28 protein-coding genes are annotated in these 24,277 nt (G+C 70.3%); 12 read left to right on the top strand and 16 right to left on the bottom strand.

Annotated features, from left to right (window positions below):
- Window positions 1-211: 211 nt before the first annotated feature.
- The 4 genes from FHY02_RS10350 (at window position 212) to FHY02_RS10335 (ending at window position 3,217) form a co-directional block, all read left to right on the top strand.
- Window positions 212-838, top strand: a complete 627-nt coding sequence (locus FHY02_RS10350) for a TIGR02281 family clan AA aspartic protease (RefSeq protein WP_183921843.1) — start codon at window positions 212-214, stop codon at window positions 836-838.
- Between the two features lie 317 nt (window positions 839-1,155).
- Window positions 1,156-2,226 carry a hypothetical protein gene (locus FHY02_RS10345; protein ID WP_183921842.1) on the top strand — a complete coding sequence of 357 codons (1,071 nt, stop codon included), beginning with the start codon at window positions 1,156-1,158 and terminating at the stop codon, window positions 2,224-2,226.
- Window positions 2,226-2,642 carry a hypothetical protein gene (locus FHY02_RS10340; RefSeq protein ID WP_183921841.1) on the top strand — a complete coding sequence of 139 codons (417 nt, stop codon included), beginning with the start codon at window positions 2,226-2,228 and terminating at the stop codon, window positions 2,640-2,642. The genes FHY02_RS10345 and FHY02_RS10340 overlap by 1 nt, the downstream gene beginning before the upstream one ends.
- A gap of 257 nt (window positions 2,643-2,899) precedes the next feature.
- Complete coding sequence (locus FHY02_RS10335; RefSeq protein WP_221189956.1) at window positions 2,900-3,217, top strand: hypothetical protein; 318 nt, start codon at window positions 2,900-2,902, stop codon at window positions 3,215-3,217.
- Between the two features lie 149 nt (window positions 3,218-3,366).
- Here the strand turns inward: FHY02_RS10335 and FHY02_RS10330 are convergent, their stop codons facing one another.
- The 7 genes from FHY02_RS10330 to FHY02_RS10300 are packed head-to-tail and all read right to left on the bottom strand — an operon-like array spanning window position 3,367 to window position 10,227.
- A complete protein-coding gene (locus tag FHY02_RS10330) occupies window positions 3,367-3,777 on the bottom strand; it encodes a hypothetical protein (protein ID WP_183921840.1) in 411 nt (136 codons plus the stop codon).
- Complete coding sequence (locus FHY02_RS10325) at window positions 3,770-5,101, bottom strand: FliI/YscN family ATPase (RefSeq protein WP_183921839.1); 1,332 nt, start codon at window positions 5,099-5,101, stop codon at window positions 3,770-3,772. Before FHY02_RS10325 ends, FHY02_RS10330 begins: the two co-directional genes overlap by 8 nt.
- Window positions 5,095-5,841: a flagellar biosynthesis protein FliH gene (locus FHY02_RS10320; protein ID WP_183921838.1), complete on the bottom strand. Its 747-nt coding sequence runs from the start codon at window positions 5,839-5,841 to the stop codon at window positions 5,095-5,097. The genes FHY02_RS10325 and FHY02_RS10320 overlap by 7 nt, the downstream gene beginning before the upstream one ends.
- Window positions 5,834-6,862: a flagellar motor switch protein FliG gene (gene fliG / locus FHY02_RS10315; protein WP_311721295.1), complete on the bottom strand. Its 1,029-nt coding sequence runs from the start codon at window positions 6,860-6,862 to the stop codon at window positions 5,834-5,836. The genes FHY02_RS10320 and fliG overlap by 8 nt, the downstream gene beginning before the upstream one ends.
- Window positions 6,859-8,601: a flagellar basal-body MS-ring/collar protein FliF gene (gene fliF, locus FHY02_RS10310; RefSeq protein WP_183921837.1), complete on the bottom strand. Its 1,743-nt coding sequence runs from the start codon at window positions 8,599-8,601 to the stop codon at window positions 6,859-6,861. The genes fliG and fliF overlap by 4 nt, the downstream gene beginning before the upstream one ends.
- A gap of 1 nt (window position 8,602) precedes the next feature.
- The gene (gene fliE, locus FHY02_RS10305) at window positions 8,603-8,959 is read right to left on the bottom strand and encodes a flagellar hook-basal body complex protein FliE (protein WP_183921836.1); all 357 of its coding nucleotides are present in this window, start codon (window positions 8,957-8,959) and stop codon (window positions 8,603-8,605) included.
- Window positions 8,956-10,227, bottom strand: a complete 1,272-nt coding sequence (locus FHY02_RS10300; protein ID WP_183921835.1) for a sigma-54-dependent Fis family transcriptional regulator — start codon at window positions 10,225-10,227, stop codon at window positions 8,956-8,958. The genes fliE and FHY02_RS10300 overlap by 4 nt, the downstream gene beginning before the upstream one ends.
- 279 nt (window positions 10,228-10,506) lie before the next feature.
- Between FHY02_RS10300 and FHY02_RS10295 the strand changes: the two genes are divergently transcribed.
- Together FHY02_RS10295 and FHY02_RS10290 are read left to right on the top strand one after the other, a co-directional pair.
- On the top strand, window positions 10,507-11,331 hold the full coding sequence (locus tag FHY02_RS10295; RefSeq protein WP_183921834.1) for a flagellin: 825 nt from the start codon (window positions 10,507-10,509) through the stop codon (window positions 11,329-11,331).
- A 412-nt stretch (window positions 11,332-11,743) separates the two neighbouring features.
- Window positions 11,744-12,571, top strand: coding sequence for a flagellin (locus tag FHY02_RS10290; RefSeq protein WP_183921833.1), 828 nt, complete (start codon window positions 11,744-11,746; stop codon window positions 12,569-12,571).
- Window positions 12,572-12,760: 189 nt separating this feature from the next.
- On the opposite strand, the gene FHY02_RS10285 is transcribed toward FHY02_RS10290, so the two are convergent.
- The 9 genes from FHY02_RS10285 to FHY02_RS10245 all read right to left on the bottom strand — a co-directional run bounded on the left by FHY02_RS10285 (window position 12,761) and on the right by FHY02_RS10245 (window position 19,338).
- Complete coding sequence (locus FHY02_RS10285; protein WP_183921832.1) at window positions 12,761-12,913, bottom strand: hypothetical protein; 153 nt, start codon at window positions 12,911-12,913, stop codon at window positions 12,761-12,763.
- 71 nt (window positions 12,914-12,984) lie between these two features.
- Window positions 12,985-13,776: a sigma-70 family RNA polymerase sigma factor gene (locus FHY02_RS10280; RefSeq protein WP_183921831.1), complete on the bottom strand. Its 792-nt coding sequence runs from the start codon at window positions 13,774-13,776 to the stop codon at window positions 12,985-12,987.
- The gene (gene flhA / locus FHY02_RS10275) at window positions 13,773-15,836 is read right to left on the bottom strand and encodes a flagellar biosynthesis protein FlhA (protein WP_183921830.1); all 2,064 of its coding nucleotides are present in this window, start codon (window positions 15,834-15,836) and stop codon (window positions 13,773-13,775) included. The genes FHY02_RS10280 and flhA overlap by 4 nt, the downstream gene beginning before the upstream one ends.
- A gap of 4 nt (window positions 15,837-15,840) precedes the next feature.
- On the bottom strand, window positions 15,841-16,692 hold the full coding sequence (locus FHY02_RS10270) for a lytic transglycosylase domain-containing protein (protein WP_183921829.1): 852 nt from the start codon (window positions 16,690-16,692) through the stop codon (window positions 15,841-15,843).
- A gap of 226 nt (window positions 16,693-16,918) precedes the next feature.
- Window positions 16,919-17,230 carry a flagellar protein FlgN gene (locus FHY02_RS10265; protein ID WP_183921828.1) on the bottom strand — a complete coding sequence of 104 codons (312 nt, stop codon included), beginning with the start codon at window positions 17,228-17,230 and terminating at the stop codon, window positions 16,919-16,921.
- Entirely contained in the window at window positions 17,217-17,513 is a 297-nt protein-coding gene (flgM, locus tag FHY02_RS10260; RefSeq protein ID WP_183921827.1) for a flagellar biosynthesis anti-sigma factor FlgM, read from the bottom strand. Before flgM ends, FHY02_RS10265 begins: the two co-directional genes overlap by 14 nt.
- A gap of 78 nt (window positions 17,514-17,591) precedes the next feature.
- A complete protein-coding gene (locus FHY02_RS10255; protein ID WP_183921826.1) occupies window positions 17,592-18,110 on the bottom strand; it encodes a flagella basal body P-ring formation protein FlgA in 519 nt (172 codons plus the stop codon).
- Window positions 18,107-18,628 carry a hypothetical protein gene (locus FHY02_RS10250; RefSeq protein ID WP_260172839.1) on the bottom strand — a complete coding sequence of 174 codons (522 nt, stop codon included), beginning with the start codon at window positions 18,626-18,628 and terminating at the stop codon, window positions 18,107-18,109. Before FHY02_RS10250 ends, FHY02_RS10255 begins: the two co-directional genes overlap by 4 nt.
- Window positions 18,625-19,338 (bottom strand): motility protein A, encoded by a 714-nt coding sequence (locus FHY02_RS10245; RefSeq protein ID WP_260172838.1) that lies wholly within the window; start codon window positions 19,336-19,338, stop codon window positions 18,625-18,627. Before FHY02_RS10245 ends, FHY02_RS10250 begins: the two co-directional genes overlap by 4 nt.
- 508 nt (window positions 19,339-19,846) lie before the next feature.
- On the opposite strand from FHY02_RS10245, the gene FHY02_RS10240 reads away from it, so the two are divergent.
- The 6 genes from FHY02_RS10240 to flgG are packed head-to-tail and all read left to right on the top strand — an operon-like array spanning window position 19,847 to window position 24,257.
- Complete coding sequence (locus tag FHY02_RS10240) at window positions 19,847-20,203, top strand: flagellar basal body protein (protein WP_132908351.1); 357 nt, start codon at window positions 19,847-19,849, stop codon at window positions 20,201-20,203.
- A 4-nt stretch (window positions 20,204-20,207) separates the two neighbouring features.
- Complete coding sequence (gene flgC / locus FHY02_RS10235) at window positions 20,208-20,618, top strand: flagellar basal body rod protein FlgC (protein ID WP_132908352.1); 411 nt, start codon at window positions 20,208-20,210, stop codon at window positions 20,616-20,618.
- 2 nt (window positions 20,619-20,620) lie between these two features.
- A complete protein-coding gene (locus FHY02_RS10230; RefSeq protein ID WP_183921824.1) occupies window positions 20,621-21,343 on the top strand; it encodes a flagellar hook assembly protein FlgD in 723 nt (240 codons plus the stop codon).
- A gap of 42 nt (window positions 21,344-21,385) precedes the next feature.
- Complete coding sequence (locus FHY02_RS10225) at window positions 21,386-22,666, top strand: flagellar hook protein FlgE (protein ID WP_183921823.1); 1,281 nt, start codon at window positions 21,386-21,388, stop codon at window positions 22,664-22,666.
- Window positions 22,667-22,698: 32 nt separating this feature from the next.
- Window positions 22,699-23,451 (top strand): flagellar basal body rod protein FlgF, encoded by a 753-nt coding sequence (locus FHY02_RS10220; protein WP_183921822.1) that lies wholly within the window; start codon window positions 22,699-22,701, stop codon window positions 23,449-23,451.
- A 14-nt stretch (window positions 23,452-23,465) separates the two neighbouring features.
- Window positions 23,466-24,257 (top strand): flagellar basal-body rod protein FlgG, encoded by a 792-nt coding sequence (gene flgG, locus FHY02_RS10215; protein WP_183921821.1) that lies wholly within the window; start codon window positions 23,466-23,468, stop codon window positions 24,255-24,257.
- Window positions 24,258-24,277 lie beyond the last annotated feature (20 nt).

Genomic DNA, 24,277 nt, shown 5'->3' with positions numbered 1-24,277 from the left:
AGGCGCGCGTGGAGCGACGAAAAGGGGGAGCCTGCCCGGCGTGGCGCGGGCGGCGGGGCGCGTCAGCGGGTGACGCGCGCGCCGGCCGTGGGCCGCGCCGGGATGCTAGTAGTGAGCCGGGCCGTGCGCATGATGGCGCCGATATAGCGGCGCGCGCGGCGCGGCGCCAGCTTGGGCTTATCCGCGGCGGGCGCGTCCCTATATCCTGTGGATGCCCGTGGACGTCTCGGCCAACCCGCATTTCTACCTGCTGCTCGGCGCCCTGCTGGTGGCGGCGATCGTGGCGCGGCGCGTGCCGCTGCTGCGCACCTTGGTGAGCCTGGCGGTGTGGGGCGGGCTGGCGGTGCTGCTCTATACGGTGATGGTGGAGCGCGAGCGCTTCGACCCCTGGCTCGGCCGCGTCGCCGCCGCGCTCGACGTCGAGAGCCAGCAGGTCTCGGGCAGCGAGACGCGGGTCAAGATGAGCCCCGACGGTCATTTCTACGTGCGCGCGCGGCTCGGCCCGCCGGGGGCGACGGTGGAGCGGCGGCTGCTGGTCGACAGCGGCGCAACGATCACCGCGCTGTCGCCCGCCACCGCGGCGGCGGCGGGGGTCGAGGTGCGGCCGGCGACCTTCCCGCTGCTGCTCAAGACCGCCAACGGCACGATCCGCGCCGACACGGGCGCGCTGGCGGAGCTGCGCTTCGGCAACGTGGTGGCGCGCGACCTCGCGGTGGTGGTGTCGCCCGCCTTCGGCGACGTCGACGTGGTGGGGATGAACTTCCTGTCGCGGCTGAGCGCGTGGCGGGTCGAGGGGCGCACGCTGATCCTCACGCCGCACCACCCGCAGGAGGCGTAGGGGAGCGGAGGCGGAGGCGGGCGGTGATTCGACGGTGAGAATGGTCCCTGTCGCCCAACACTGACCGTCACCCCGGCGGAAGCCGGGGTCCAGTTGGGGGACGTCGGTAAGTCCCACGACGGCCTACCCATCTGAGCCCCGGCCTCCGCCGGGGCGACGGTGTGGGGGAAACCGCCCCTCGACACACCGACCGCCTAGGCTCGCGCCGTCCCCTTCCCCACGCTGACCCACCGCGGCGATCGCGCGTCATCGTCGATTGCCTTGTTGGAGAATGTTGCTCAGATGTTCTCGCCGCGTCAGCAGAGCGGGGCGACACGATGAACATGGAGCGGGCATGGATACCGGCGGGGGTGAGCCCCGCTGAACGACGGCGCTTATTCTCGATCTGGATACGGACGGGGCGGATCCCGACCCACCGCGACGACGGCGTCGAGCTGAAGTTCAACCCCTGGCACGACCCGCGCGACGGTCGCTTCACGTCCGGGCCGGGCGGCGAGGCGGCGGCGCGCGACGGACCGTCGGAACGAGTGGGTGAGGGCGGCGGCGGCGCGGGAGAGGGCGGCGGCGTCGTCCGCTCGGACGGCGTCTACCGGCCGGGTGAGCCGGGGCCGACGCTGATCCCGATCGGCGCGCCGGAGCCGCCCGAGACGCGCGGCGGCAACATCCGCGCCTTCGAGGATCCGATGACGCTGGATGAGCTGCCGATCCTGCGTGACACGCCGGCCGGTGCCTTGCTGGCGCCGTTGGACGGCTTCCTGAACATAACAGGCCCTGGCGCAGAGATCCGTACCGCCCTCATGCGCGCGCAGGCGGACAAGATTCTCGCGGACATTAAGGCGCTGGATCCGAACTTCGTTTACCAATCGTTCCAGTTCCCGTCCACCGAGGCGGGTCAGCGACGCCTCATCGATGACCTTCGCTTCAATCGGGCTGTTGTTATGATGCGTGTCAAAGGTGATCTTGGGCCGTTGCGAGTCGAGGCTGTCCGAACAATGCAGCAGATCGCTGATGACGCCTATGTCGACGGTAGTGCGAGACTTGCGGCTTCTGCTCTGCCGGTCCGGCTTCACGAGCGGGAGGCCTTAGGCAATTTTATCGATCAAGAAGTCCGTAGGGGCTTAAGACGACGGTTCAACGCCGCTGGAGTGGTAACGTCCGGAGGTGCGCAGATCGCCGTAAACAGAAGAGAGTATCTAAGCGAAGGATCGGGCTTTCGTATTCCTGATCTTCGCATCGGTGATGTATTTTTTGATGTTTCGCTGTCAGAAAAAAGGATGAGTGACAGTCAGGTGCGTCAATTCTTTGAGGGTAGGTCGAGGCCTTCTGCGGTTGTCATCGTCAGGCCTCGGCAGGAAGGCGGTAGTTACATCATAAGGAGGGCAAAGTGATGATCGAGGAAGAAGAGAATATTGTTTATAGAAGCTCTATTACCAATCCTCAGCCTTATGTGCCGCAAGCGCTGAGCGAGATCGAGGATCAGCTTGGATCGATGATGCTCAAATCGCCTCACTTCAAAGACACGACCGGGTATTTTCCAGACACGAGCCTCGAGTCGAGCTTTTTCGAGCTTAATAGTGGCCTAGACCGTATGCGCGAGAAGCTCGGGGAGGATGTTCACGGCAAGGCAATCGAGCTGTCAGGCCGCGCGAAGGCGTTGTTTTTACAAGCACCAGATATTGGCAGCGAGAAGACGAGGGAAGGCAATCGGCTGCTCGACGAGATCGATCAGCTGATCAACGCGGTGCGACGCCACCGCTACGAGAGCGGTCTCAAGGACGATGACGGCGAGGTGACCGGCGACTGACGGTCTGCTGTGGCGAGCGGCTGGCGGGATGCCGAATGGACGGCACGTCCGACCGGCAGGTTTAAAGATCTCGCGCTACGGGGGTTTGCCATTTGCAGTCGCGATTGTCAGGGCAACGCAGGAGGGGTAATGCCTCCCGGAGGGAAGCTGCAGAATGAACGACGCGGAGGAAGAAGATTACTCTTTAGCAGTTCTATCACTAAGCCGGGGCCATATATCCAGAAACGCTTGGTGAGATTTACGACCAGCTCGGGGCGATGGTATTGCACGTCTCCAGAAAGTTCAAAAAGAAAACCGGCTACTTTCCGGAAACATTCCTCGAGGCGGACTTCTATGAGTTGAACAATGGCCTGGAGCTCGTGCGAGAGAAGCGGGGCGAGGACAATTACGCCAAGGCGATCGACATGTCCGCGCGGGCCAAGGCGCTGTTCGAAGCCGATCCCGATATGAAGACGGGGCAAGCCGAAGAGGGGATCGTGCTGCTCGACGAGATCAGCGACCTGATCAGGGACGCTCGGCGCCGACGGGTCAGGGCGAAGCTGAAGGATGACCTGGGCGAGGTGAGCGGCGACTGACGCGCGACGAGCGCCGGCGATCGGTCGGGAACCGGTAGCTGGAGGAGGGGCGAGTTGGACGGCCCGCGGTGCCTTCCACAGGCACCTCCCCACCTGGGTCCCGGCCTGCGCCGGGGAACAGGAGGCACTACGCCGCCCTTTGCCGCCCCCTACCGCCGCAGCACCGGCGCGGGCGCGTCCTCCAGCGCCTTCATCTCGGCACGCACGTCCTCGGCGCGCCGGCGGTCGATCAGCTTCTCCACCGCATTCTGATCTCGCCTGGCCGATCGGGTGGCCTCGCCGCTGCGCTCGGCGTGCTGTTCGGCCATGCGCACGCGGTTCACCGCCGCCTCGGCCGAGCGTTGAAGCCGCTCGCGGAAATGCGCCGCCGCGGCGAGGTTGACCGCGCCCGTCGCCGCGGTCGCCACCGGCGCCACCGCGTCGACCAGCTGGCCGATGCGGTGCGCCAGCTGGGTCTCGCTCGTCAGCTGCGCCCGCGCGCGCGCCTCGTCCGCGCGCGCCAGCCCGAGCTGGAGCGTGCGCACGCGGTGGAGCCGCTTGAGCCGCGCCGCGTCAGCCATCGCCGAACACGCCGACCAGCTCGGCCGCGGCGTCCGCCAGCGGCACCACCTGCGACGTCTCCTGGCGGATGAACTCGGTGATCGCGGGGTGATAGGCGATGGCATTGTCGATCGCGGCGTCGCTGCCCGAGCGATAGGCGCCCATCAGCACGAGGTCGCGGTTCTCCTCGTAGGTGGCGAGATGGCGGCGCAGCGCGCGCGCGGCCTGCTGGTGCTCGGCGGGCACGATGTCGTTCATCACGCGGCTGATCGACTTGGAGACGTCGATCGCGGGATAGACCGCGCGCTCCGCCATCGCGCGGCTCAGCACGATATGCCCGTCGAGGATCGAGCGCGCCGAGTCGACCACGGGATCGTTGCCGTCGTCGCCGTCGGCCAGCACGGTGTAGATGCCGGTGATCGAGCCGCCGGTGTTCACGTCCGAGCCGGCACGCTCCAGCAGGTTGGGCAGCATCGCGATGGCGGAGGGCGGATAGCCGCGCGCCGAGGCGGGCTCGCCCAGCGCCAGCCCGATCTCGCGCCCGGCGTGCGCCACGCGGGTGAGCGAGTCGATGATCAGCAGCACCTTCTTGCCCTCGGCGCGGAAGGCCTCGGCGATCGCGGTGGCGCGCAGCGCGCCGCGGATGCGCAGCACCGGCGAGTGGTTGGCGGGCACCGCCACGACCACCGCGCGCTGCCGCGCCTCGCCCGCCACCTTGGTCTCGAGGAAATCGGCGACCTCGCGCGAGCGCTCGCCGATCAGCCCGATCACGATCACGTCGGCCTGCGCCGCGCGCACCATCATGCCGAGCAGCACCGACTTGCCGACGCCCGAGCCCGCCATGATGCCGACGCGCTGGCCCTGGCCGACGGTGAGCAGCCCGTTGATCGCGCGCACGCCGACGTCGAGCGGGGCGAGCACGCGACCGCGGTCGAGCGGCGACTGCATGTGCCCCGCGAGCGGCCAGCGCCCGGCGCCGCGGATCGGGCCGAGCCCGTCGATCGGGGCGCCCGAGCCGTCGACCACGCGCCCTAGCAGCGCTGCGCCGACCTCGGCCTCGCCGGGCGCGCCGAGCGGGCGCACCGGCGCGTTGGGCAGCAGCGCGGCGGGGCCGCCCAGGTTCATCATCAGCGTGCGGCCGTTGCGGAAGCCGATCACCTCAGCCTCGACCTGCGCGGTGCCCGCGGCGCCGATGCGGCACACGGTGCCGACCGGCAGCGACAGCCCCACCGCCTCCATCAGCAGCCCGTCGTAGGACGACAGCCGCCCCGAGACCTTGGCGGCGAAGCGCGGCGCGGCCTCGGCCAGCGTGGCGAGGTAATCGTCGGCGAAGCGGTTCAGCACGCGGGCACCGCCGCGCGCTCGATCGCCGCCGTCAGCTGCTCCATCCACAGCGCGGGGCCGTCCTCGACGATCGTCGAGGCCGCTTCCATGACGAAGCTGCCGCGCGCCATCGCGGCGTCGCCGACCGGGAAGATCGTGTCGGGCAGCAACCCGGCGAGCAGCGCGACGTCCTCCGGGTTGACCCGCAGCATCGCCGACTCGCTCGCGTCGGCGAGCAGATCGACCGCGGCCTCGACGCGCGCGGCGAGCAGCGGGCCGGAGACGCCGGTCTCGCCCACCACCGCGGTGACGAGCGTCAGCACGGTGCGGCGCAGCGTCTCGGCCAGTGCGGCGCGGTCGATCGCGCCGCCGGCGCGCAGCTGCGCGGCGACGCCGTCGAGCAAGGCGCGGTCGCGCGCCGCCTCGGCCTGGGCGGCGTGGGTAGCGGCGGCGAAGCCCTCCTCATAACCCTCCGAGCGCGCGGCCTCGACCTGCTCGAGGCAGGGCAGCGGCTGCCCCGCGGGGTCGAGCATGTCCCAGCCCGCGGTCGGGTCGCTCGCCGGATCGGCCGGCGCGAAATGGCGCGGCTGCTCGGCGGTCGCGGCCGTCTCGGGCGGGCGCGCGCCGAACGCCTGCTCGATCCGCGCGATCAGGTCGGCGGGGGTGAAGCCGCCGGTGGACTCGGACTGCGCGCGCGCGCGCGTGGTGGCGGCCGCGTCGGCACGTGCCGGCAGCCCGATGACGAACGTCGCCTCAGACATAATCGTCGTCACCTGCCCCCATGTTGATCGTCCCGTCCTTGGCGAGGTTGCGCGCGATCTGGATGATCACCTTCTGCGCCTCGAGCACCTCGCTCAGCTTCATCGGGCCGCGCGCCTCCATGTCGTCGCGGATGCCGTCCGCGGCGCGCGCCGACATGCAGCCGAGGATGCGGTTGCGCGCCGCCTCGTCCACGCCCTTGAGCGCGCGCGTCAGCGTGTCGCCGTCGACGTTGCGGATCAGCGTGCCCAGCGACTTGTCGTCGAGCTCCAGCAGGTTGTCGAAGACGAACATCGCCTCCTCGATCTGGCGCGCGATGTCGCGGTCCATCTTGAGCAGCTTGGGCATGACGCGCTGCTCGGTCGCCTTGCGCGCGCCCTGCAGGATCTTGGCCGCCTCGCGCGCGCCGCCGAGCTGGAGCCCGCCGACCGGGCCGCCGCCGCTGCCGCCGCCGCCGCTGCGCGACGCGATCAGCGTGCGCAGCGTCTCGACCGCCTCGGGCGTGATCGGGCCGAGCTTGGCGATGCGGTGGAGGATGTCGGGCTGGACCGCCTCGGGCAGCAGCTCGAGCACCTGGCCGCCGACCGCGGGGTCGAGGTTGGCGATCAGCACCGCGGCGATCTGCGGGTGTTCCTTGTCGAGCATCGTCGCGATCTCGCTGGCGTCGAGCCAGTCGAGCAGGTCGATCTCGCACACCGCCTCGGGCGGGGTGATCTGCGCCAGCACGCTCTCGGCCTTCTCGCGGCCGAGCGCGCGGGTCATCACGGCCTCCACCTTGGGACCGGGGTTGAAGGTGATGCCGGTGCGCTCGCGCGCGCGCCCGACGAAATCGTCGAGCACCAGCTCCACCTCCTGCTCGCTGACGTCGGCCACCGCGAACATCGCGCTGCCCAATTTGCGGACTTCCTCGGGATCGAGCTTCTGGAGGATCGCGGCGGCTTCCTCCTCCCCGACGAGCATCATCAGCACCGCGGCGCGCTCGACGCCGGTGAAGGTGCGCGGGGCAGCGGCGACCGCGCTCACGACTTGGCCTCGGCGGTGATCATGTCACGCACCGCCAGCGCCGCGCGCGCGGGATTGTCGCGGGTGAAGCCGCGCACCGCGCCGATCCGCTCCTCGTAGCTGCGGCTGGTCTCGATCTGGTCGAGGCTGACCGGCGGCGCCACCGCGATGCCGGCCTCGCCCATCAGCGGCTGCCCGTCGGCGCCGACCAGCGGCTGGCCGTCCTCGCCGAGCAGCGGGGTGCCCGCGGTGGAGGCCTGCGCCGCGAGCGCCGCGGGGCTGGCGTCCTCGCGCTTCTTCATCAGCGCCTTGGCGATCGGGCGCACGCCGAGCAGCAGCACCAGCAGCGCGATGATCAGCGCGGTGACGTTGCGCGCCAGCACCGGCAGCCAGGCATTGTCGTACCACTTGGGCGCGTCGTTCGCGTCGGTGGCGTCGGCGAACTTGCGGCTGATCACCGTGACATTGTCGTTGCGGGTCTGGTCGAAGCCCACCGCGCTCTTCACCAGATCGTTGATCTGGTTGATCTCCATCGCGTTGCGCTTGCCCTTCTCCGGGTCGCGCAGCAGCACCGCGACCGACAGGCGCTTGATGTTGCCCGGCGCCGCGCGGGTGACCGAGACCTCCTTGTTGAGGTCATAGGCGCGCTGGAACGAGTCGCTCTGCTTGGCCGGGTCGGGCGCGGGCCCACCGGCCACGGGCTGTGGCTGCGGGGTGCCGGGCGCGCCGGTGGCGGGCTGCGGCGTCGACAGCTGCGAGGCCGGCGGCGGCGTGTTGCTCAGCGCGCCGGGGATGCCCGCGGGCGCCTGGCCGCTCGCCATGTTGCCGGTCCAGTTGCCGGTCTCGGCGCGCAGGCGGCCGTCCTTGTCATAGCTCTCGCGCGTCGCGCTGGTCTCGTCGAGGTTGACGTCGGCCTGCACCTCGGCGGTGAAATTCCCCGCACCGACCAGCGGGGTGAGCAGCTGGATCAGCTGCTGGCGATACTTGTCCTCGACGCGGCGCTGGAACTCGATGCGCTTGTCGTTGGCGGCGTCGGCACCGTCGCCCGACTTGGTGAGCAGGCCGCCGAGCTGGTCGACCACGGTGACCGAATCGGGCTTCATCCCCGGCACCGACGAGGCGACCAGGTTGACGATCGAGCTGACCTGCGCGTCGCTCAGCGAGCGCCCGCCCTGTAGCTTGAGCACCACCGAGGCGGAGGGCGCGGCATTGTCGCGCACGAACACGCTGGCCTCGGGCATGGCGAGGTGGACACGCGCCTCGGCGACCGAGTCGATCTCCTGGATCGAGCGCGCCAGCTCGGTCTCGCGCGCCTGGCGCAGCCGCTCGCCCTCGACCGCGCGGCTGACGCCCATCGGCAGCTGGTCGAGGATCGCGTAGCCGCCCGGCGCCGCCTTGGGCAGGCCCTGGCCGGCGAGCAGCATCCGCGCCTTGCTGAAATCCTCCTCGTTGACGGTCAGCGCGTCCGACGAGGAATCGACGTGGCTGGTGATGTTGGCGGCGCTGAGCGCACTGGTCACCGCGGCCTTGTCCGAGTCGGGCAGACCGGAGAACAGCACCCTCTGCGGCGGGGTCGACAGCGCCGACCAGGCCAGGCCGGCGGCGCCGATCAGACCGACCATCAGCGCCATCGGGCCGGCGCGGCGCACCGCGGGCTGCGCGAACACGCCCTGGATCTGGCGCAGCGGGTTGGCGAACTTCTCCGGCACCAGCGTGATCGCGGCGGGGTTCTGCGGCGAGGGGGTGAGAGCGTTGCTCATATCAGACCGGCATGCTCATGATGTCCTTGTAGGCGGACAGGATCTTGTTGCGGACCTGCAGCGTCGCCTCGAAGCCGACCGAGGCCTCCTGGCGCGCCAGCATGACCTTGGCGATGTCGACGGTCTCGCCGCGCTCGTAGGACTCGCTCAGCGCCGAGGCCTTCTGCTGGCCGTCGTTCACCTTGGCGAGCGCGGTCTGCATCGTGTCGGCGAAGCTGGTCGCGTTGGCCGAGGCGCTCTGCGGCGCGGCGGCCGGGGCGGCGGCACCGGCGCGGCTCAATGCGGCGTTGCGCTCGAGGATCTGCGCGCGCAGCGCCATGACGCGGTCGATGCCGCCGACGCCTCCCACCGCGCTCATGCCGAGATCGCCCGCTGCGTGCCGGACGCGAGATCGTCACCCTGCTCGCGCGCCTTGGCGAGACGGTAGCGCAACGTCCGCTCGGAGATGCCGAGCCGCTTGGCGGTCTCGATCCGGCTGCCGCCGCACGCCGCCAGCGTCTCGCGGATCGCGGCGAACTCGGAGAGCTGGACCACCTGGCCCAGCGTGGCGTCGTCGACCGGCTGCGCGACGGGCGCGAGGCGCGGCGCGCTCGGGCGGTCGAACACGATGTGCGCCGCCTCGATCGTGTCCCCGCCGCAGAACAGCAGCGCGCGCTGGATCACGTTCTCGAGCTCGCGGACGTTGCCGGGCCAGTCGTGCGCGACCAGCGTCGCGATCGCCTCGTCGCTCGGCCACGGCACCACCGGACGGTTGCCGGCGTGGCGCAGGATCATCGTCGCGGCGAGCGCGGGGATGTCCTGCGCGCGCTCGGCCAGCGCCTTGGTGGTGAGCGGGAAGACCGACAGGCGGTAGTAGAGGTCGGCGCGGAAGCGGCCCGCCGCCACCTCCTCCTGGAGGTCGCGGTTGGCGCAGGCGATGACGCGCACGTCGACCGGCTGCGGCATGGTCGCGCCGATCGGCACCACCTCGCGCTCCTGCAGCACGCGCAGCAGCTTGGCCTGGAGGTTGAGCGGCATCTCGGCGACCTCGTCGAGCAGCAAAGTCCCGCCGTTGGCGGCGCGGAAGAAGCCGTCGCCGCCCGAGGAGGCGCCGGTGAAGCTGCCCTTCTGGTGGCCGAACAGCATCGCCTCGAGCATGGTCTCGGGAAGCGCGGCGCAGTTGATCGCGATGAACGGGCCGTCGCGCCGCTCCGACTGGAGGTGGATGGTGCGCGCCAGCACTTCCTTGCCGGTCCCGGTCGGGCCGTTGATCAGCACGGTGATGTCGGCCTGGGCGACGCGCTCGGCCAGCGCCAGCAGCGCGAGCGACTCGGGGTCGGCGGCGGTCGGCAGCTCAGGGCCGCCGATCAGCGCGCGGGCGAAGGCGTTGCCGACGGTGGCGTCCTCGTGGCCGTAGGCGATGCGCGCGGGCTGACCGTCGCGGAACGGGAGCACCTCGCGCTGGCCGCTGCCGACGATCAGCGTGCGCGCCGGCGCCGGGATCGGCTCGCCGGCGGCGACGAGGTAGCTCACCCCCGCCTGCGGCCGGGCGGCGGCGGGCTGGATGGCGAAGCCCTGCGCGCGCAGCGAGGACACGAGCGTCAGGTGCTCGCGCTCCACACTGGCTGACGGCATGATCGAACGCATCGGAAATATCCCTCGAATCTCGAAGGCTTGAATGCGCCGCCAGTGGTTAACGCGGAGTATAATTGCCGGCGACCGGCAGGTTTTTTCCGGGGGCGCGAGCGTCCGCGTCACGCGCGCGCGTACGTAGGGGAGGGGCTCGGGGCAGGGTCGGGGCCTCGCCGGTGCGGGTCAAAGAATTTCGCTAAAGCTCCGTCGGGCACGGTCGTTTGAGGCGGTGACGGCGCGGCCACCTGCTCATTCGGGGGCGGCGGGACGGGCCGAGCAGACGGAGATTTTGCCATGACCGTGATCAACTCGAACACCTCGGCGCTGCGCGCCACCGCCGCCTCGAACAGCGCGAACAAGGCGCTGTCGGTCTCGATGGAGCGCCTGTCGACCGGCAAGCGCATCAACTCGGCCAAGGACGACGCCGCCGGTCTGGCGATCAGCAACTCGATGACGTCGCAGATCCGCGGCATGAGCCAGGGCATCCGCAATTCGAACGACGGCATCTCGATGGCGCAGACCGCGGAAGGCGCGCTGGGCGAGGTCTCGAACATGCTGCAGCGCATGCGCGAGCTTACCGTCCAGGCCGCCAACGGCACCTATTCGTCGACCGACACCGACTCGATCCGCTCGGAGCAGTCGGCGCTGAAGGCGCAGATCAGCTCGATCGTCACCACCACTGCGTTCAACGGCAAGAAGCTGTTCGACGCGGCGGCAGCGACCGGCTTCGACATTCAGACCGGCGCGAACAGCGGCGACACCGTGAAGCTGCAGTCGGTCAACTTCGGCGACGCCGCGTCCAAGCTGAACATCGTCACCACCAAGACGTTCGCCGACGCCTCCACCAGCGCCTCGCTCGACGACTATGATGCGGCGATCGCCGAGGTGTCGGGTGCGCGCGCCTCGCTGGGTTCGGCGCAGAACCGGCTCGAGTCGGCGGTGAACAACGCCACCGCCAACGTCACTAACCTGACCGACGCGCGCAGCCGCATCGAGGACGCCGACTTCTCGACCGAGACCACCGCGCTGGCGAAGTCGCAGATCCTCAACCAGGCCTCCACCGCGATGCTGGCGCAGGCCAATCAGTCGCAGCAGGGCGTGATGAAGCTGCTCGGCTAATCGCCGACGCCCGCCGCCGGCCCCTCGCCCCCGAACAAGGCGGGGCCGGCGCCGGAGTGAGATGAGTGGAGATACGGAACCCCCGTCAGCGATGCTGGCGGGGGTTTCGCGTTTTGAACTCGGCCGCGAGCTAAGCGGAAAGGTAGATCCTCCCCGCATGGCGGGGAGGGGGACCGCCGCGCGCAGCGCGGTGGTGGAGGGGAGCTTCCGCATACGGGCCGGTGCGTGTGCGGAGAACCCCCTCCACCACTCGCCTCCGGCGAGCGGTCCCCCTCCCCGTGCCGGGGAGGATTTATGGGTACCGCCTCGAAAACGCTAAATCTCCCGCCGGATCGGTCGTTTGTAGGGGAGACGGCACGGCCACCTGCGTATTCGGGGGCGGCGAGCGGGCCGGGCAGATGGAGATAGTCCCATGACCGTGATCAACTCGAACACCTCGGCGCTGCGCGCCACCGCCGCCTCGAACAGCGCCAACAAGGCGTTGTCGGTCTCGATGGAGCGCCTGTCGACCGGCAAGCGCATCAACTCGGCCAAGGACGACGCCGCCGGTCTGGCGATCAGCAACTCGATGACGTCGCAGATCCGCGGCATGAGCCAGGGCATCCGCAACGCCAACGACGGCATCTCGATGGCGCAGACCGCGGAAGGCGCGCTGGGCGAGGTCTCGAACATGCTGCAGCGCATGCGCGAGCTGACCGTGCAGGCGAGCAACGGCACCTATGCCGCGGCCGACGTCTCGTCGATCCGCGCCGAGCAGTTGGCGCTCAAGGACCAGATCAGCTCGATCGTCACCACCACCGCGTTCAACGGCAAGAAGCTGTTCGACTCGACCGCGGCGACCGGCTTCGACATCCAGACCGGCGCGAACTCGGGCGACAAGGTCACGCTGAAGTCGGTCGACTTCACCGCCGCGGGTGGCCTGAAGACGGTGACCGACCTGAGCTTCGCCGACGCCACCGCCGCCAACAACGCGACGCTGGACCAGTATGACACCGCGATCGCGCAGGTCTCGAGCGCGCGCGCCTCGCTGGGTTCGGCGCAGAACCGGCTCGAGTCGGCGGTGAACAACGCGACGGCGAACGTCACCAATCTCACCGACGCGCGCAGCCGCATCGAGGACGCCGACTTCTCGACCGAGACCACCGCGCTGGCGAAGTCGCAGATCCTCAACCAGGCCTCCACCGCGATGCTGGCGCAGGCCAACCAGTCGCAGCAGGGCGTGATGAAGCTGCTCGGCTAATCGCCGACGCCCGTCGCCGGCCCCTCGCCCCCGAACATGGCGGGGCCGGCGCCGGGATGAGCGCAGTGGATCGCGGGACCCCCGTCAGCGTGGCTGGCGGGGGTTCTCGTTGGTGGAGAGCACGCGACGGGAAAAATCCTCCCCGCTCGCGGGGAGGATCTTAGGTGGCTCAAACGGGCTGGCGCCCCCTCACTCCCCGCCCTGGACGGTGAGGTCGTCGGGATTGTCCTCCGGCTCGCCTTCCGGGAGCTGGTCGACGCTCGGGTCGGCGGGGGCGTCGCGGTCGCGCTCGGGCTCAAGAAGCGGGGCGGCGGCGGGGTCGGGCTGGCGTGGGTCGGTCATGGGCGGCTCCTCTCGGGCATGATCGCGGGGCAACGCCCGCGCCCACGCCCGGATCCCGCCGCGATCCCGCCTCAGCCGCGCGTCATCGCCTTCTTCAGCCGCGCGTGCGCGCTCGACTTGATCTGGCACACGCGCGCGGCGCCGACGCCGAGCACCTGGCCGATCTCCTCGAGGTTGAGCTCCTCGACGTGGTAAAGCTGGATCACCATCTGCTCGCGCTCGGGCAGCGAGGCGATCGCGGCGATCAGCCGGTCGCGCGTCTGCGCCTCGGACAGCTGCTCGAAGGCGTCGGGCGTGTCGCTGGCGAACCACGGCTGGTCGTCGGCATAGACCTCGTCGATCGACTCGTAACGCACCGCCTCGGCGGCGGCATAGTCGGTGCGCAGCTTCTCCGGCGTCACCTCCAGCTTGGCGGCGACCTCGCGGTCGGTCGGCGCGCGGCCATATTCGTGGCTCAGCTGGTTGACCGCGCGGGCATACTCGCGCTTGCGGCGGATCGCGCCGCGCGTCATCGCGGCGTGGCGGCGCAGCTCGTCGATCATCGCGCCGCGCAGCCGCGTCACGAGATATTGCTTGAGCGTCACCTGGCCGCGGTCCTCGAAGGCGGCAACCGCCTCGACCAGCGCGACCAGCCCGACCTGGACCAGGTCCTCCACCTCGATCGCGGTCGAGACCGAGCCGTGGACGTGCCACGCCAGCCGGCGGACGAGCGGCAGGTGCTGCTGCACCAGCGCGTTCTCGTCGCGCTTGCGCGGACGCGAGTAGGTCAGCGGCGCGGTCATCGCGGCGGGCGCCGAGGAAGAGGCCGGGGCGATCGCGGGCTGGGCAGCGGCGAAGGCGCCGCGCATCGGCTCGGCGCTCATGCCGCCAGCGCCTGCGGCTGGTGCTGGCCGCCGATGATCGCGACGACCTCGACGGCCTTGTCCTCGGGCACTTCGAAGAAGCTCATGACAGGGGTATCCGGAAGAACGGTGCGGATGAGTTTGCGGACGGCGACGCGGATCGCGGGCTGCACGACGAGCGCGAACGGCTTGGCCTCGGCCATCAGCGGCTGCGCCGCATCCTGGAGCGCGTCGACGATGCGGCGGCCGAGCTCGGGCTCGATCACCTGGCGGCTGGGATCGCTGCGCAGCCCCTGGCCGAGCAATTGCTCCAGCCCGCCCTCGAGCGTCATGACGCGCAGCGGCTCGCGCACGCCGGCCAGCTTGGCGATGATCAGCGGGCCCAGCTCGGGGCGGATCAGCTCGATCAGCTCGACCGGATCGTGCGTCTTCTGCGCGGCCATCGAGATCGCGGCGGCGATGCGGCGGAACTCGCGCAGCTGGATGCCCTCGGACAGCAGCCCCTTGAGCACCGCCACCAGGGCGGTCTGCGGCAGTGGCGCCAGCGCGGCGACCAGCTGCGGCGCGCGCTCCTTGAGCCCGTCGAGCAGCGACTGCACCTCGTCCGCGCCGAGCAGGTCGGCGGCGTTGGCGCCGAGCGCGTGGTTGAGATGCGTCGCCATCACCGTGCCGGCGTCGACCACGAGATAGCCCTGACCGGTCGCGGCATCGGCGTCGCCCGGCGAGATCCAGGTGGCGTCGAGCCCGAAGGTCGGGTCCTTGGCCTTCTTGCCGAGCAGCTCGCCGAAGCCCTGGCCGGTGTCGAGCGCGAGCATCTCGTCGGGCGAGACCTGGTCCTCGCCGACGCACACGCCGCCGAGCATCACGCGATAGGTGTAGGGTGCGAGGTTGATGTCGTCGCGCACGCGCACCTGCGGCACCACGAAGCCCAGCTCCTTGCTCAGCTGGCGGCGCACGCCGGTGAGGCGGCTCATCAGCGGCGCGCCGCGGCGCTCGTCCACCAGCGGCACCAGGCCGTAGCCGACGTCGAGGTTGACCATCATCGCCTCGGTCACCTCGTCCCAGCCGATCTTCGACGGATCGGGCTGCTCGACCTGAACCGGAGCCTCGACGATCTGCGGGCGCTTGGCGTTCTGGTGGAGCTTCCACGCGGCGAAGCCGGCGGTGGCGGCGAGCGGCAGGATGACGAAGTGCGGCATGCCGGGCAGCAGCCCGAGCAAGGTCAGGATCACCGCCACCGGCGCCCAGGTGCGCGCCGAGCCGAACTGGCCGCCGATCTGGCCGGCGAGGTCCTTGTCCGAGCTGACGCGGGTGACGATCGAGGCGGCGGCGATCGAGAGCAGCAGCGCGGGCACCTGCGCCACCAGCGCGTCGCCGATCGCCAGCATGGTGTAGCTCTGCGCCGCCTTGGCGATGGTCAGCCCGTGGCTGACCGGGCCGAGGATCAGACCGCCGACGATATTGGCGGCGAGGATCAGCAGGCCGGCGACCGCGTCACCCTTCACGAACTTGGACGAACCGTCCATCGAGCCGTAGAAGTCGGCCTCGGTGGCGACCTCGACGCGGCGCTTCTTGGCGTCGTCGGGGGTGATCAGGCCCGCGTTGAGGTCGGCGTCGATCGCCATCTGCTTGCCGGGCAGCGCGTCGAGCGTGAAGCGCGCCGACACCTCGGAGACGCGGCCGGCGCCCTTGGTGACCACGATCAGGTTGATGATGACGATGATCGCGAAGACGAACAGGCCGACGACATAGTCGCCGCCGATCACGAACGAGCCGAACGCCTCGATCACATGCCCCGCCGCGGCCGAGCCGGTGTGGCCGTGAACCAGCACGATGCGCGTCGAGGCGACGTTGAGGCCGAGCCGGAACAGCGTCGCGAACAGCAGCACCGTCGGGAAGGACGAGAAGTCGAGCGGCTTCTCGGCGTTGAGCGCCACCATCAGCACCGCGAGGCTGATCGTGATGTTCATGATGAAGAACACGTCCAGCATGAAGGCCGGGATCGGCACCACCATGAGAACGACGAGCAGCAGGATCGCGAAGGGCAGCGCGGCCTGGCGCGCGTGGCTGAGCAGCTTCATCGGATCAGTTCCCCATCCGTGCGAGCATCATGTAGGCGAGCCGCGCGTTGGCGGGGGTCGGCCGGAGCAGGCTGGCCTGCTGCGCCTGGCTGCCCTTGATCTGGCCGAGCGTCGATTTGGCCCAGGCGAGCGCGTCGGTCGCGCTCTCGCCCGCGCCGGTGACGACGGTGTTCTCGTCGCCCATCGCCAGCGCCTGCGCGGCGAACTGCAGCCGGTCGGACGGCGAGGCCGCGCCGACCGGGGCGGCGCCGTCGCCCAGCTTGCCGGCGAAGCGCTGGTACACCTCGCCGAGCGAGCGTGCGGAGCCGTCGCTGTCGAAGAAGACGCCGCGATTGGCGCGCGCGGCGGCGGGGAAGAGCGAGGCGGCGCTGCGCTCGGGGTTGTTCTGCATCGCCGAGAGGAAGGTGCGCGCGCCGCCCAGCCCGAGGAAGTGCGCCATATAGAGGTCGGTGCCGGTCGCCGTGCGGCCGGTCGACGCCTCGATCGCGTCCTTGTTGTCGCTGGCATGCTCGGCCGCCATCAGCGAGGCGACCTCGGGATCGTTGCGCAGCCCCAGCACCGCGGCGCGGTTGCCGCCGCTGACGGTGAAGCGCCCGCCCGACTGCTGGATGCTGTCCGCCGCCCAGCCCAGGCCATGCTCGCTGCCGTGCTTCTTCACCACCGCGAGCCAGCTCTGCTCGACGAACTGGTACAGGCCCGAGGCGGAGGAGGTGCTGGCGCGCGCGCTGGCGTTGAGCCCGCTCTCGATCTTGGCCTGGCCAAGGAGATAGTTGAAGTCGACGCCGGTGCGCTGCGCCGCGCGCTGGATCGCGGAGGTAACGCGGCCGGTGGCCGGGGTGAGCGCGGAGACGGTCATGCCCTGCGTGAAGCAAGAGGCGTGCCAGATGGAGCGTCGCAGGGCCGCAGGGTATCAACGATCCTCCCCTGCAAGGGGAGGTGGCAGCGCGTCAGCGCTGATGGAGAGGGGTGTCGCGGCCGGATAGGTCGCGCTCCCTCACCGCCGGGGACACCCCTCCGTCAGGCCTGCGGCCTGCCACCTCCCCTTGCAGGGGGGGATCGAAGCGCAGTCGGGTCCTTCCCCCTTACGCGTAAGCCAAGCCCGCGCGGCCGTAGGCGCCGCCGCCCTGGCCGGAAAGAAGTTGCAGGCGGCGGCGGACATTTGCCGCCATCAGGTTGACGTAGATGCGGCAGGTGTCGTTGAGCCGGTCGGCCTCCTCGACCAGCCCGCGCAGCTCGGCATCGGCCGGGCCGTCGCCGAGCGACCGGAGCGTCTCGATCGCGCGCAGCTTGTTGCCGGTGGCGCGCTCCAGCCCGGCCATGTCGTTGGCCTTCAGCGCCGCGATCTCGGCGTGGAGCATGTCGATCACGCGCACCAGCGCGTCACGCCTGTTCATTGGCCATCCAGTCGAAACGAAGTGCGATGAACTGGTCCGCGATGGTCGCGGGCGAGAGCGGGAAGGTGCCGTTGGCGATCGCGGTCTTGATCTGCTGCACGCGATCCCCGTCGACCGGCGGCTCCGCCGCGAGCGACTTGGCGAGCGTCTGCGGCGCCACGGTCGCGGTCGTCGCGCTGCTGGCGACCGGGGCGGCGGCCGGCATCGGCGCGCTGACGCGCGTCACGCCGGCGACCCGCAGGTCGTTCGCCTTGATCGTCGATGTTCCTACCGCTTCCACCATCTCTGCACCTGTCGGTCCCCGTGGACATCGGGAAAAACGACAGGCTGTGGCGCGACTTTAGCACTTTTTTATCGCCGCTCATTCGGGCCAGCCGGGCAGCGTCGCGCGCCCCGCCTCGACCGCCACCGCCTGCACCGGGCGGGGCGCGTCGTCCACCTTGATCATCACGCGCGCGCCGGGGGCGGCGTCGGCGATCGCGACGCCCTCGCGCGTGATCGCGAAGCCGTCGCTGCCCGCCTCGATCGTCACCGCGTCGCCGCGGCGGATCACCGGGTTCGCGCGTACCGGCATCGCGGCGGCCGCGGCGGTACGCGGCGCCACCGCGCCGGCGGCACGTGGCGGCGCGATCACGGGGACGAACAGCCGCCACGACGGGCCGGCGCAGGCGATCACTACGGCGTCATGCGCCTCGGTGCGCCACGACATCGCCACCATCGGGCAGGCGGCGAGCCGCAGCCGCGCGTCGACCGGGGCGCGCGCGCCGCCCTCGCTGCCGATCGGGCGCGCGGTGAAGGCGGCGACGGCGCGGTCGAGCGCTTCGGTGTCCTGGAAGCCGGCGCCGGTGGCGGCGGCGGCGAGAAGAAGGGCGGCGATCATGGCTTTTTCCCTTGTTCGCCCGCGAACGCGAGCGTGACGAGTACCTGGCGGCGGCCGGGGCGCACCGCGGTGGCGAGGCCGAGCCGCGCGTCGGGCACGCCCGCGGTGGCCAGCGCCGCGGCGACCGCGCGCGCGCGATCGGCGGCGAGGAGGGTGGCGCTGCGCGAGCGCGGGTCGACGTCCGCGGCGGTGCCGTCGGTCGCGCCGGTGACGGTGAGGCTCACGCGCGGGTCGCGCAGCTCGGCGCGCGCCCAGGCGGCGAGCGCGGCGGGCGTGCCGGGGGGCGTCGCGCTGCCCGGCGCGAAGCCGCTCACGCCGTAGCTCGCCACCGGCATCGCCGCGGGCGCCTCGACGCCGAAGCCCTCGGCCAGCCCGGCCGCGAGCGCGCGCGGGTCGAGCTGCTGGTTGGCCTGGAGCAGCACGAAGAAGCCGACGAGCAGCAAGGCGAGATCGGCCAGCGTCATCAGCCACAGCGCGCGCGCGGGCGCCTCGTCGGCGAGCAGATCGTCGTCGCTCATGCTGCCCGCTCGTGCGAGACGATGTCGGCGTCCTCGGCCGCGTCGCCCGCGACGGCGACGGGCTCGGGCGCGGGGTGGAGCCGCGCGCCGGCGCGCACGCGCGGCGCCTCGCGCGCGGCGAGCTCGGCCAGCGGAGCGACGAGGCGCGCGCGCTCGATCGCCTCGGCCCGTGCGGCGGCGCGCAGACGGGTGGCGATCGGCATGGCGACGAGGTTGGCGAGCAGCGCGCCATATAAGGTAGCGAGCAGCGCGACCGCCATCGCCGCGCCGATCGCGCCCGGGTCGCTCATCCGCGTGAACATCGCGACCAGCCCGACCAAGGTGCCGACCATGCCGAGCGCCGGCGCGGCCTCGGCGACGCCGGTCCAGCAGTCGGTGACGAGGCGGTGGCGCTCGATGCGGGCGCGCCGCGCGGTATCGAGCGCGGCGACCACCGCGTCCGGCTGCGCGCCGTCGACGATCAGTGCCACCGCGGCGGCGACGTCGCCGTCGTGGATCACGCTGCGGTCGAGCGCGTGGACGCCGTGACGCGCGGCGATGCGGCTGAGCGCGGCGATCTGGTCGAGCCGTGTGTCGGCGCGGAAGCGGCGGCGCGGCAGCACGCGCAGCGCGAGCAAAGCGCGGCCGAGGTCGCGCGCGGGAGTTCGAAGCGCCGCGGCGAGCGCGGTGCCGCCGAATACGATCGCGAGCGCGGCGGGGTCGAGGAACATGCCGGGAGTCATGCCCGCGTCATTGCAAGGGGCGGGCCAGTTCGGTGCGCGATCGTGAGGAGGTCGGCGCTTCATCCTCTACCGCTCCGGCGCACGCCGGGGGCCAGGTGGGAAGGCGGCAGTGGCGCTCACCCCCTCCACTAGCGTCATCCTGAGACGAGTTCAGCATGAAGGAAGGAGGGGGGAGTGAGGAGAGCCCCACTCCGCACGTGCCCCGGCGGAGGCCGGGGGCCAGTTGCGCGGACCTGCGTGGGTCTCACCACCGCCTTCCCACCTGGGCTCCGGCCTTCGCCGAGCACGGTAGCGTCCGCGGTCCTGCGAGCTCCTGGCCACCGGTCCAGCAGCTATCCGGCGACCACCCGTCAGCGCCGTTTGCCGGCAAACCGCGCCGGCAACCGGCAAGCCCTTGCCGCTCCGCACCTCCCGGCCCCCGATCCGCCCCGCACGAAGCAATTGGCACGCGGCTTGCTGACATACCCGCGAAGGCGACGGGCGATCCCCGTCTCGCATGGAGGTTCGGCCAGTGGCTGAGAGTTTGTTCGGAGTTCACGGAGCAGCCCTGGAGGTGCGCAGCCAGCGCATGGGCGTGCTCGCGTCGAACATCGCCAACGCGTCCACGCCCAATTTCAAGGCCCGCGACATCGACTTCCAGGCCGCGCTCGGCGCGGTCGAGCAGCGCGGCGCGGACGGTGTCGGCGACGCGCTGAAGTATCGCGTGCCGACCCAGCCCTCGATGGACGGCAATACGGTGGAGCTCTCCACCGAGCAGACCGCCTTCGCCGAGAACGCGGTCCAGTATCAGACGACGCTCTCGTTCCTCAACGGGCGCATCGGCCAGATCACGCGCGCGCTGAAGGGGGAGTAAGACGATGTCCGGCTCCCCGCTCACCATCTTCCAGGTCGCCGGCCGCGCGATGTCGGCGCAGCTGACCCGGATGAACACCACCGCCTCCAACCTCGCCAACGCGGGCGGCGTCGCGGGCTCGGAGGAGGCCGCCTACAAGACGATGAAGCCGGTGTTCCGCACCAGCTTCGACGCGGCCAGCGGGCTCTCCACCACCGACGTGCAGCAGATCGTCACCGCCGGCGAGGCGCCGACCAAGCGCTACGATCCCGGCAGCCCGATGGCGAACAAGGACGGCTACGTCTTCGACGCCGCGGTCGATGAGTCGCGCGAGCTGGTCGACATGATGGAGACCGCGCGCACCTACCAGAACAACGTCGAGGTCATGCAGACCGCCAAGACGCTGATCCTCGACACCCTCAAGATGGGCCGCTGATCATGACCAGCATCACCGCCAACACCTCCGCCACCGACAAGGCCACGCAGGACGCGATCTTCGCCTCGGCCGGCGTGGCGCGCTCGAACACCACCACCGCCGCGGGCGTCAGCGCCACCACCGGCAAGTCGACGCTGGGTCAGAAGGACTTCATCGCGCTGATGACCGCACAGCTGGCCTATCAGGACCCGTTCAACCCGGTCGACAACACGCAGATGGTCGCGCAGATGGCGCAATTCTCGTCGGTCGCGGGCATCAGCGAGATGAACCAGACGCTGTCGGGCATCAGCGGGCGGCTCAACTCCACCACCGCCACCGACGCGATGGGCTATGTCGGCCGCACCGTGCTGACCGCTGGCACGACCGCCTATGAGCGCACCTCGGGCGGGATCGCCGGCGCTGTCGAGCTGGCCGGCGACGCGACCGACGTCGACGTCTCGATCGCCGACAAGGACGGCCGAGTCGTCAAGAACATCCAGCTCGGCGCCCAGGCGGCGGGCGAGGCCAGCTACAGCTGGGACGGCAAGGACGACGCCGGCAACAAGATCGAGAACGGTCCCTACACCGTCTCTGTCGAGGCGGCGAAGGGCTCGGCCCTGGTCGACGCCACCTCGCTCGTCTGGGCGCCGGTGGAATCCGCCAGCCTGCCCGCCGGCGGCGCGCCCGTCCTCAACGTCACCGGGCTCGGCACGGTCGACCCGTCCGCGGTCCGCAAGGTCGCCTAACCCCTTCTTTCCCTCTTCCCGCTTTCCCCAGGAGCACGCACCATGTCCTTCTTCACCTCGCTCTCCGGTCTCCAGGCCATGCAGACCGACATGTCGGTCATCAGCCACAACCTCGCCAACGTCTCCACCAACGGCTTCAAGAAGAGCCGCACCGCCTTCGCCGACGTGATCTCGTCGAACGTGTCGACCGACCCGCGCAAGATGGTCGGTTCGGGCGTATCGGTGAAGGGCACGGTGCAGCAGTTCAGCGACGGCTCGTCGAACCAGACCAAGAGCGCGCTCGACATGCAGATCCTGGGCGAGGGCTTCTTCGTGGTGAAGTCGACCGGCCTGTCGGACCAGGTCAACTATACCCGCACCGGCGCCTTCACCGTGGACGAGAGCCGCAACGTGATCGACGCGCAGGGCAGCTACCTGATGGTCTACCCCGTCGACAACGACGGCAACGTCACGGCGACCGGCGACAAGTCGCTGACCAACCTGCAGATCCAGCCGACCAGCGGCACCCCGAAGATGACCAACAACGTCGCCACCAAGGTGCAGATCCCGTCCACCGCGACGGTGAAGGACCCGGCCGCGTTCAAGCGCACCGACACGACGACGTACAACAACTCGGTCGCCACGCGCATCTACGACGCCAACGGCAACCCGATGACGATGACGAGCTATTACGTCCGCACCAAGGAGGGCGAGCCCGCCGCGACGCCGCCGAACACCGGCACGTGGCAGGTCTTCACCTACGTCGGCGACCAGATGCTGACGCCGCAGGGCCAGACCTCGGCCGGCCCGATCACCCAAGTGTACGACACCAAGGGCGCGCTGACGGGCGCGCAGACGATCCAGTTCGAGGATTTCATCCCCGCCTCGGGCGCCGCGGCGCAGGGCATCTCGCTCGACCTCACCGGCTCGACCCAGACCGCGGCGGCGGCGGCGGTGAGCGCACGCACGCAGGACGGCGTCGCGGTCGGCCAGCTGGTCGGCATCACCGTCGACGACGCGGGCATCATCAAGGCGAGCTACTCGAACTCGGACATCGTGCCGCTGGGCAAGGTGGCGATCGCCAAGTTCTCGGCGCCGACCGGGCTGCGCCAGGCCGGCAGCAACTATTGGCAGGCGACCGGCATCTCGGGGAAGGCGACGCTCGGCTTCGCCGCGGCGGAGGGCTTCGGCAGCCTGAAGTCGGGCCAGCTCGAGGGCTCCAACGTCGATATCACCGAAGAGCTTGTTAACCTTATTGCGGCACAGCGCAACTTCCAGGCGAACGCCAAGGCCCTGGATACGGCGACTCAGGTCTCGCAGTCGATCCTCAACATCCGCGCGTAAGCACGGGGGCGGGGTTCTAGGAGAGGATGTAAGTGGACAAGCTGGTCTACACCGCGGCGACGGGCCTGCGCGCGCACATGCAGGCGCAGGCCGCGATCGCCAACAACATGGCGAACGCGTCCACCACCGGCTTCCGCGCCGACCGCGTCTCGTTCGACCGCATCATCCTCTCCGACGGCACGTCGCAGCTGTCGGCGCGCGCGCCCACCTCGGAGGAGGTGCGCGATGCCGACCGCGCGCCGGGCGCGATGCAGCAGACCGGTCGCCCGCTCGACGTCGCGCTGGGCGACCGCGACACCTGGCTCACCGTCCAGGGTGCCGACGGCAGCGAGGCATACAGCCGCCGCGGCGACTTCACCGTCTCCGAATCGGGCACGCTCCAGACCGGCGACGGCTTCCTGGTGATGGGATCGAGCGGCCCGATCACGCTGCCGCCCTATGAGTCGGTGTCGATCGGCTCGGACGGCTCGGTCTCGATCGTGCCGCAGGGCGACAAGAGCGGGCAGCCGCAGGTGATCGACCGGCTCAAGCTGGTCTCCTCGGCCGGGTCCGACACGGTGAAGGGGCTCGACAACCTGCTCCACGTGCGCGGCGGCGGCACGCTGCCCGAGAACCTCGACGGCAAGGTCACCGCGGGCGCGCTCGAGGGATCGAACGTCAACATGACCGAGGCGCTGGTCGACATGATCGAGAACCAGCGCAGCTACGAGCTCCAGGCCAACCTGCTCAAGGAGGCCAAATCCATGGACGAGTCGAGCGCATCGGTGATGCGCCTGCCGGGCTGAGGAAGGATTAGACCATGACCACGTCCGCCATGCACATCGCGCGTACCGGGCTCGACGCCCAGGACACGCGCATGCGAGTGATCTCGAACAACCTCGCCAACGTCAGCACCACCGGCTTCAAGCGCGACCGCGCCTCGTTCGAGACGCTGTCGTACCAGGTCGTCACCGCCGCTGGCGCGCAGTCGACCGCGGAGAGCAAATACGCCACCGGGCTCAACCTCGGCACCGGCGTGCGCGTGCAGGGCACGTCGCGCACCGAGACGCAGGGCTCGATGAACCAGACCGGCAACAGCCTCGACCTCGCGCTCGACGGTGACGGCTATTTTCAGGTGCAGATGCCCGGCGGCCAGCTCGGCTACACCCGCGCGGGCAACTTCTCGCGCTCGCCCGAGGGCCTGCTGATCACCAGTCAGGGCTATCAGGTGATGCCGGGCATCACCGTGCCCGCCAACGCCACGCAGATCACGATCGGGCTCGACGGCACCGTCTCGGCCACCGTGCCGGGGCAGGACCAGGCGCAGAACCTCGGCCAGATCCAGGTCGCCAGCTTTCCCAACCCGGCGGGGCTGACCGCGACGGGCGACAATTTCCTCACCGAGAGCGCCGCCAGCGGCGCCGCCAACCTCGGCGTGCCGGGCGAGGACGGTCGCGGCCGCGTCCGCCAGGGCACGCTGGAGGCGAGCAACGTCAACGTCGTGGAAGAGCTGGTCGACATGATCGAGACCCAGCGCGCCTATGAGGTCAACTCGAAGATGATCTCGGCGACGGACGACATGCTGAAATACGTTAACCAAAATCTGTCATAGACTCGGCGATGACCTCGACC

The organism is Sphingomonas sp. BK069, from assembly GCF_014193405.1.
Classification (GTDB): Bacteria; Pseudomonadota; Alphaproteobacteria; order Sphingomonadales; family Sphingomonadaceae; genus Sphingomonas.
Note: the sequence above shows the minus strand (reverse complement) of the source record. Positions and strands in the feature narration are given on the sequence as shown.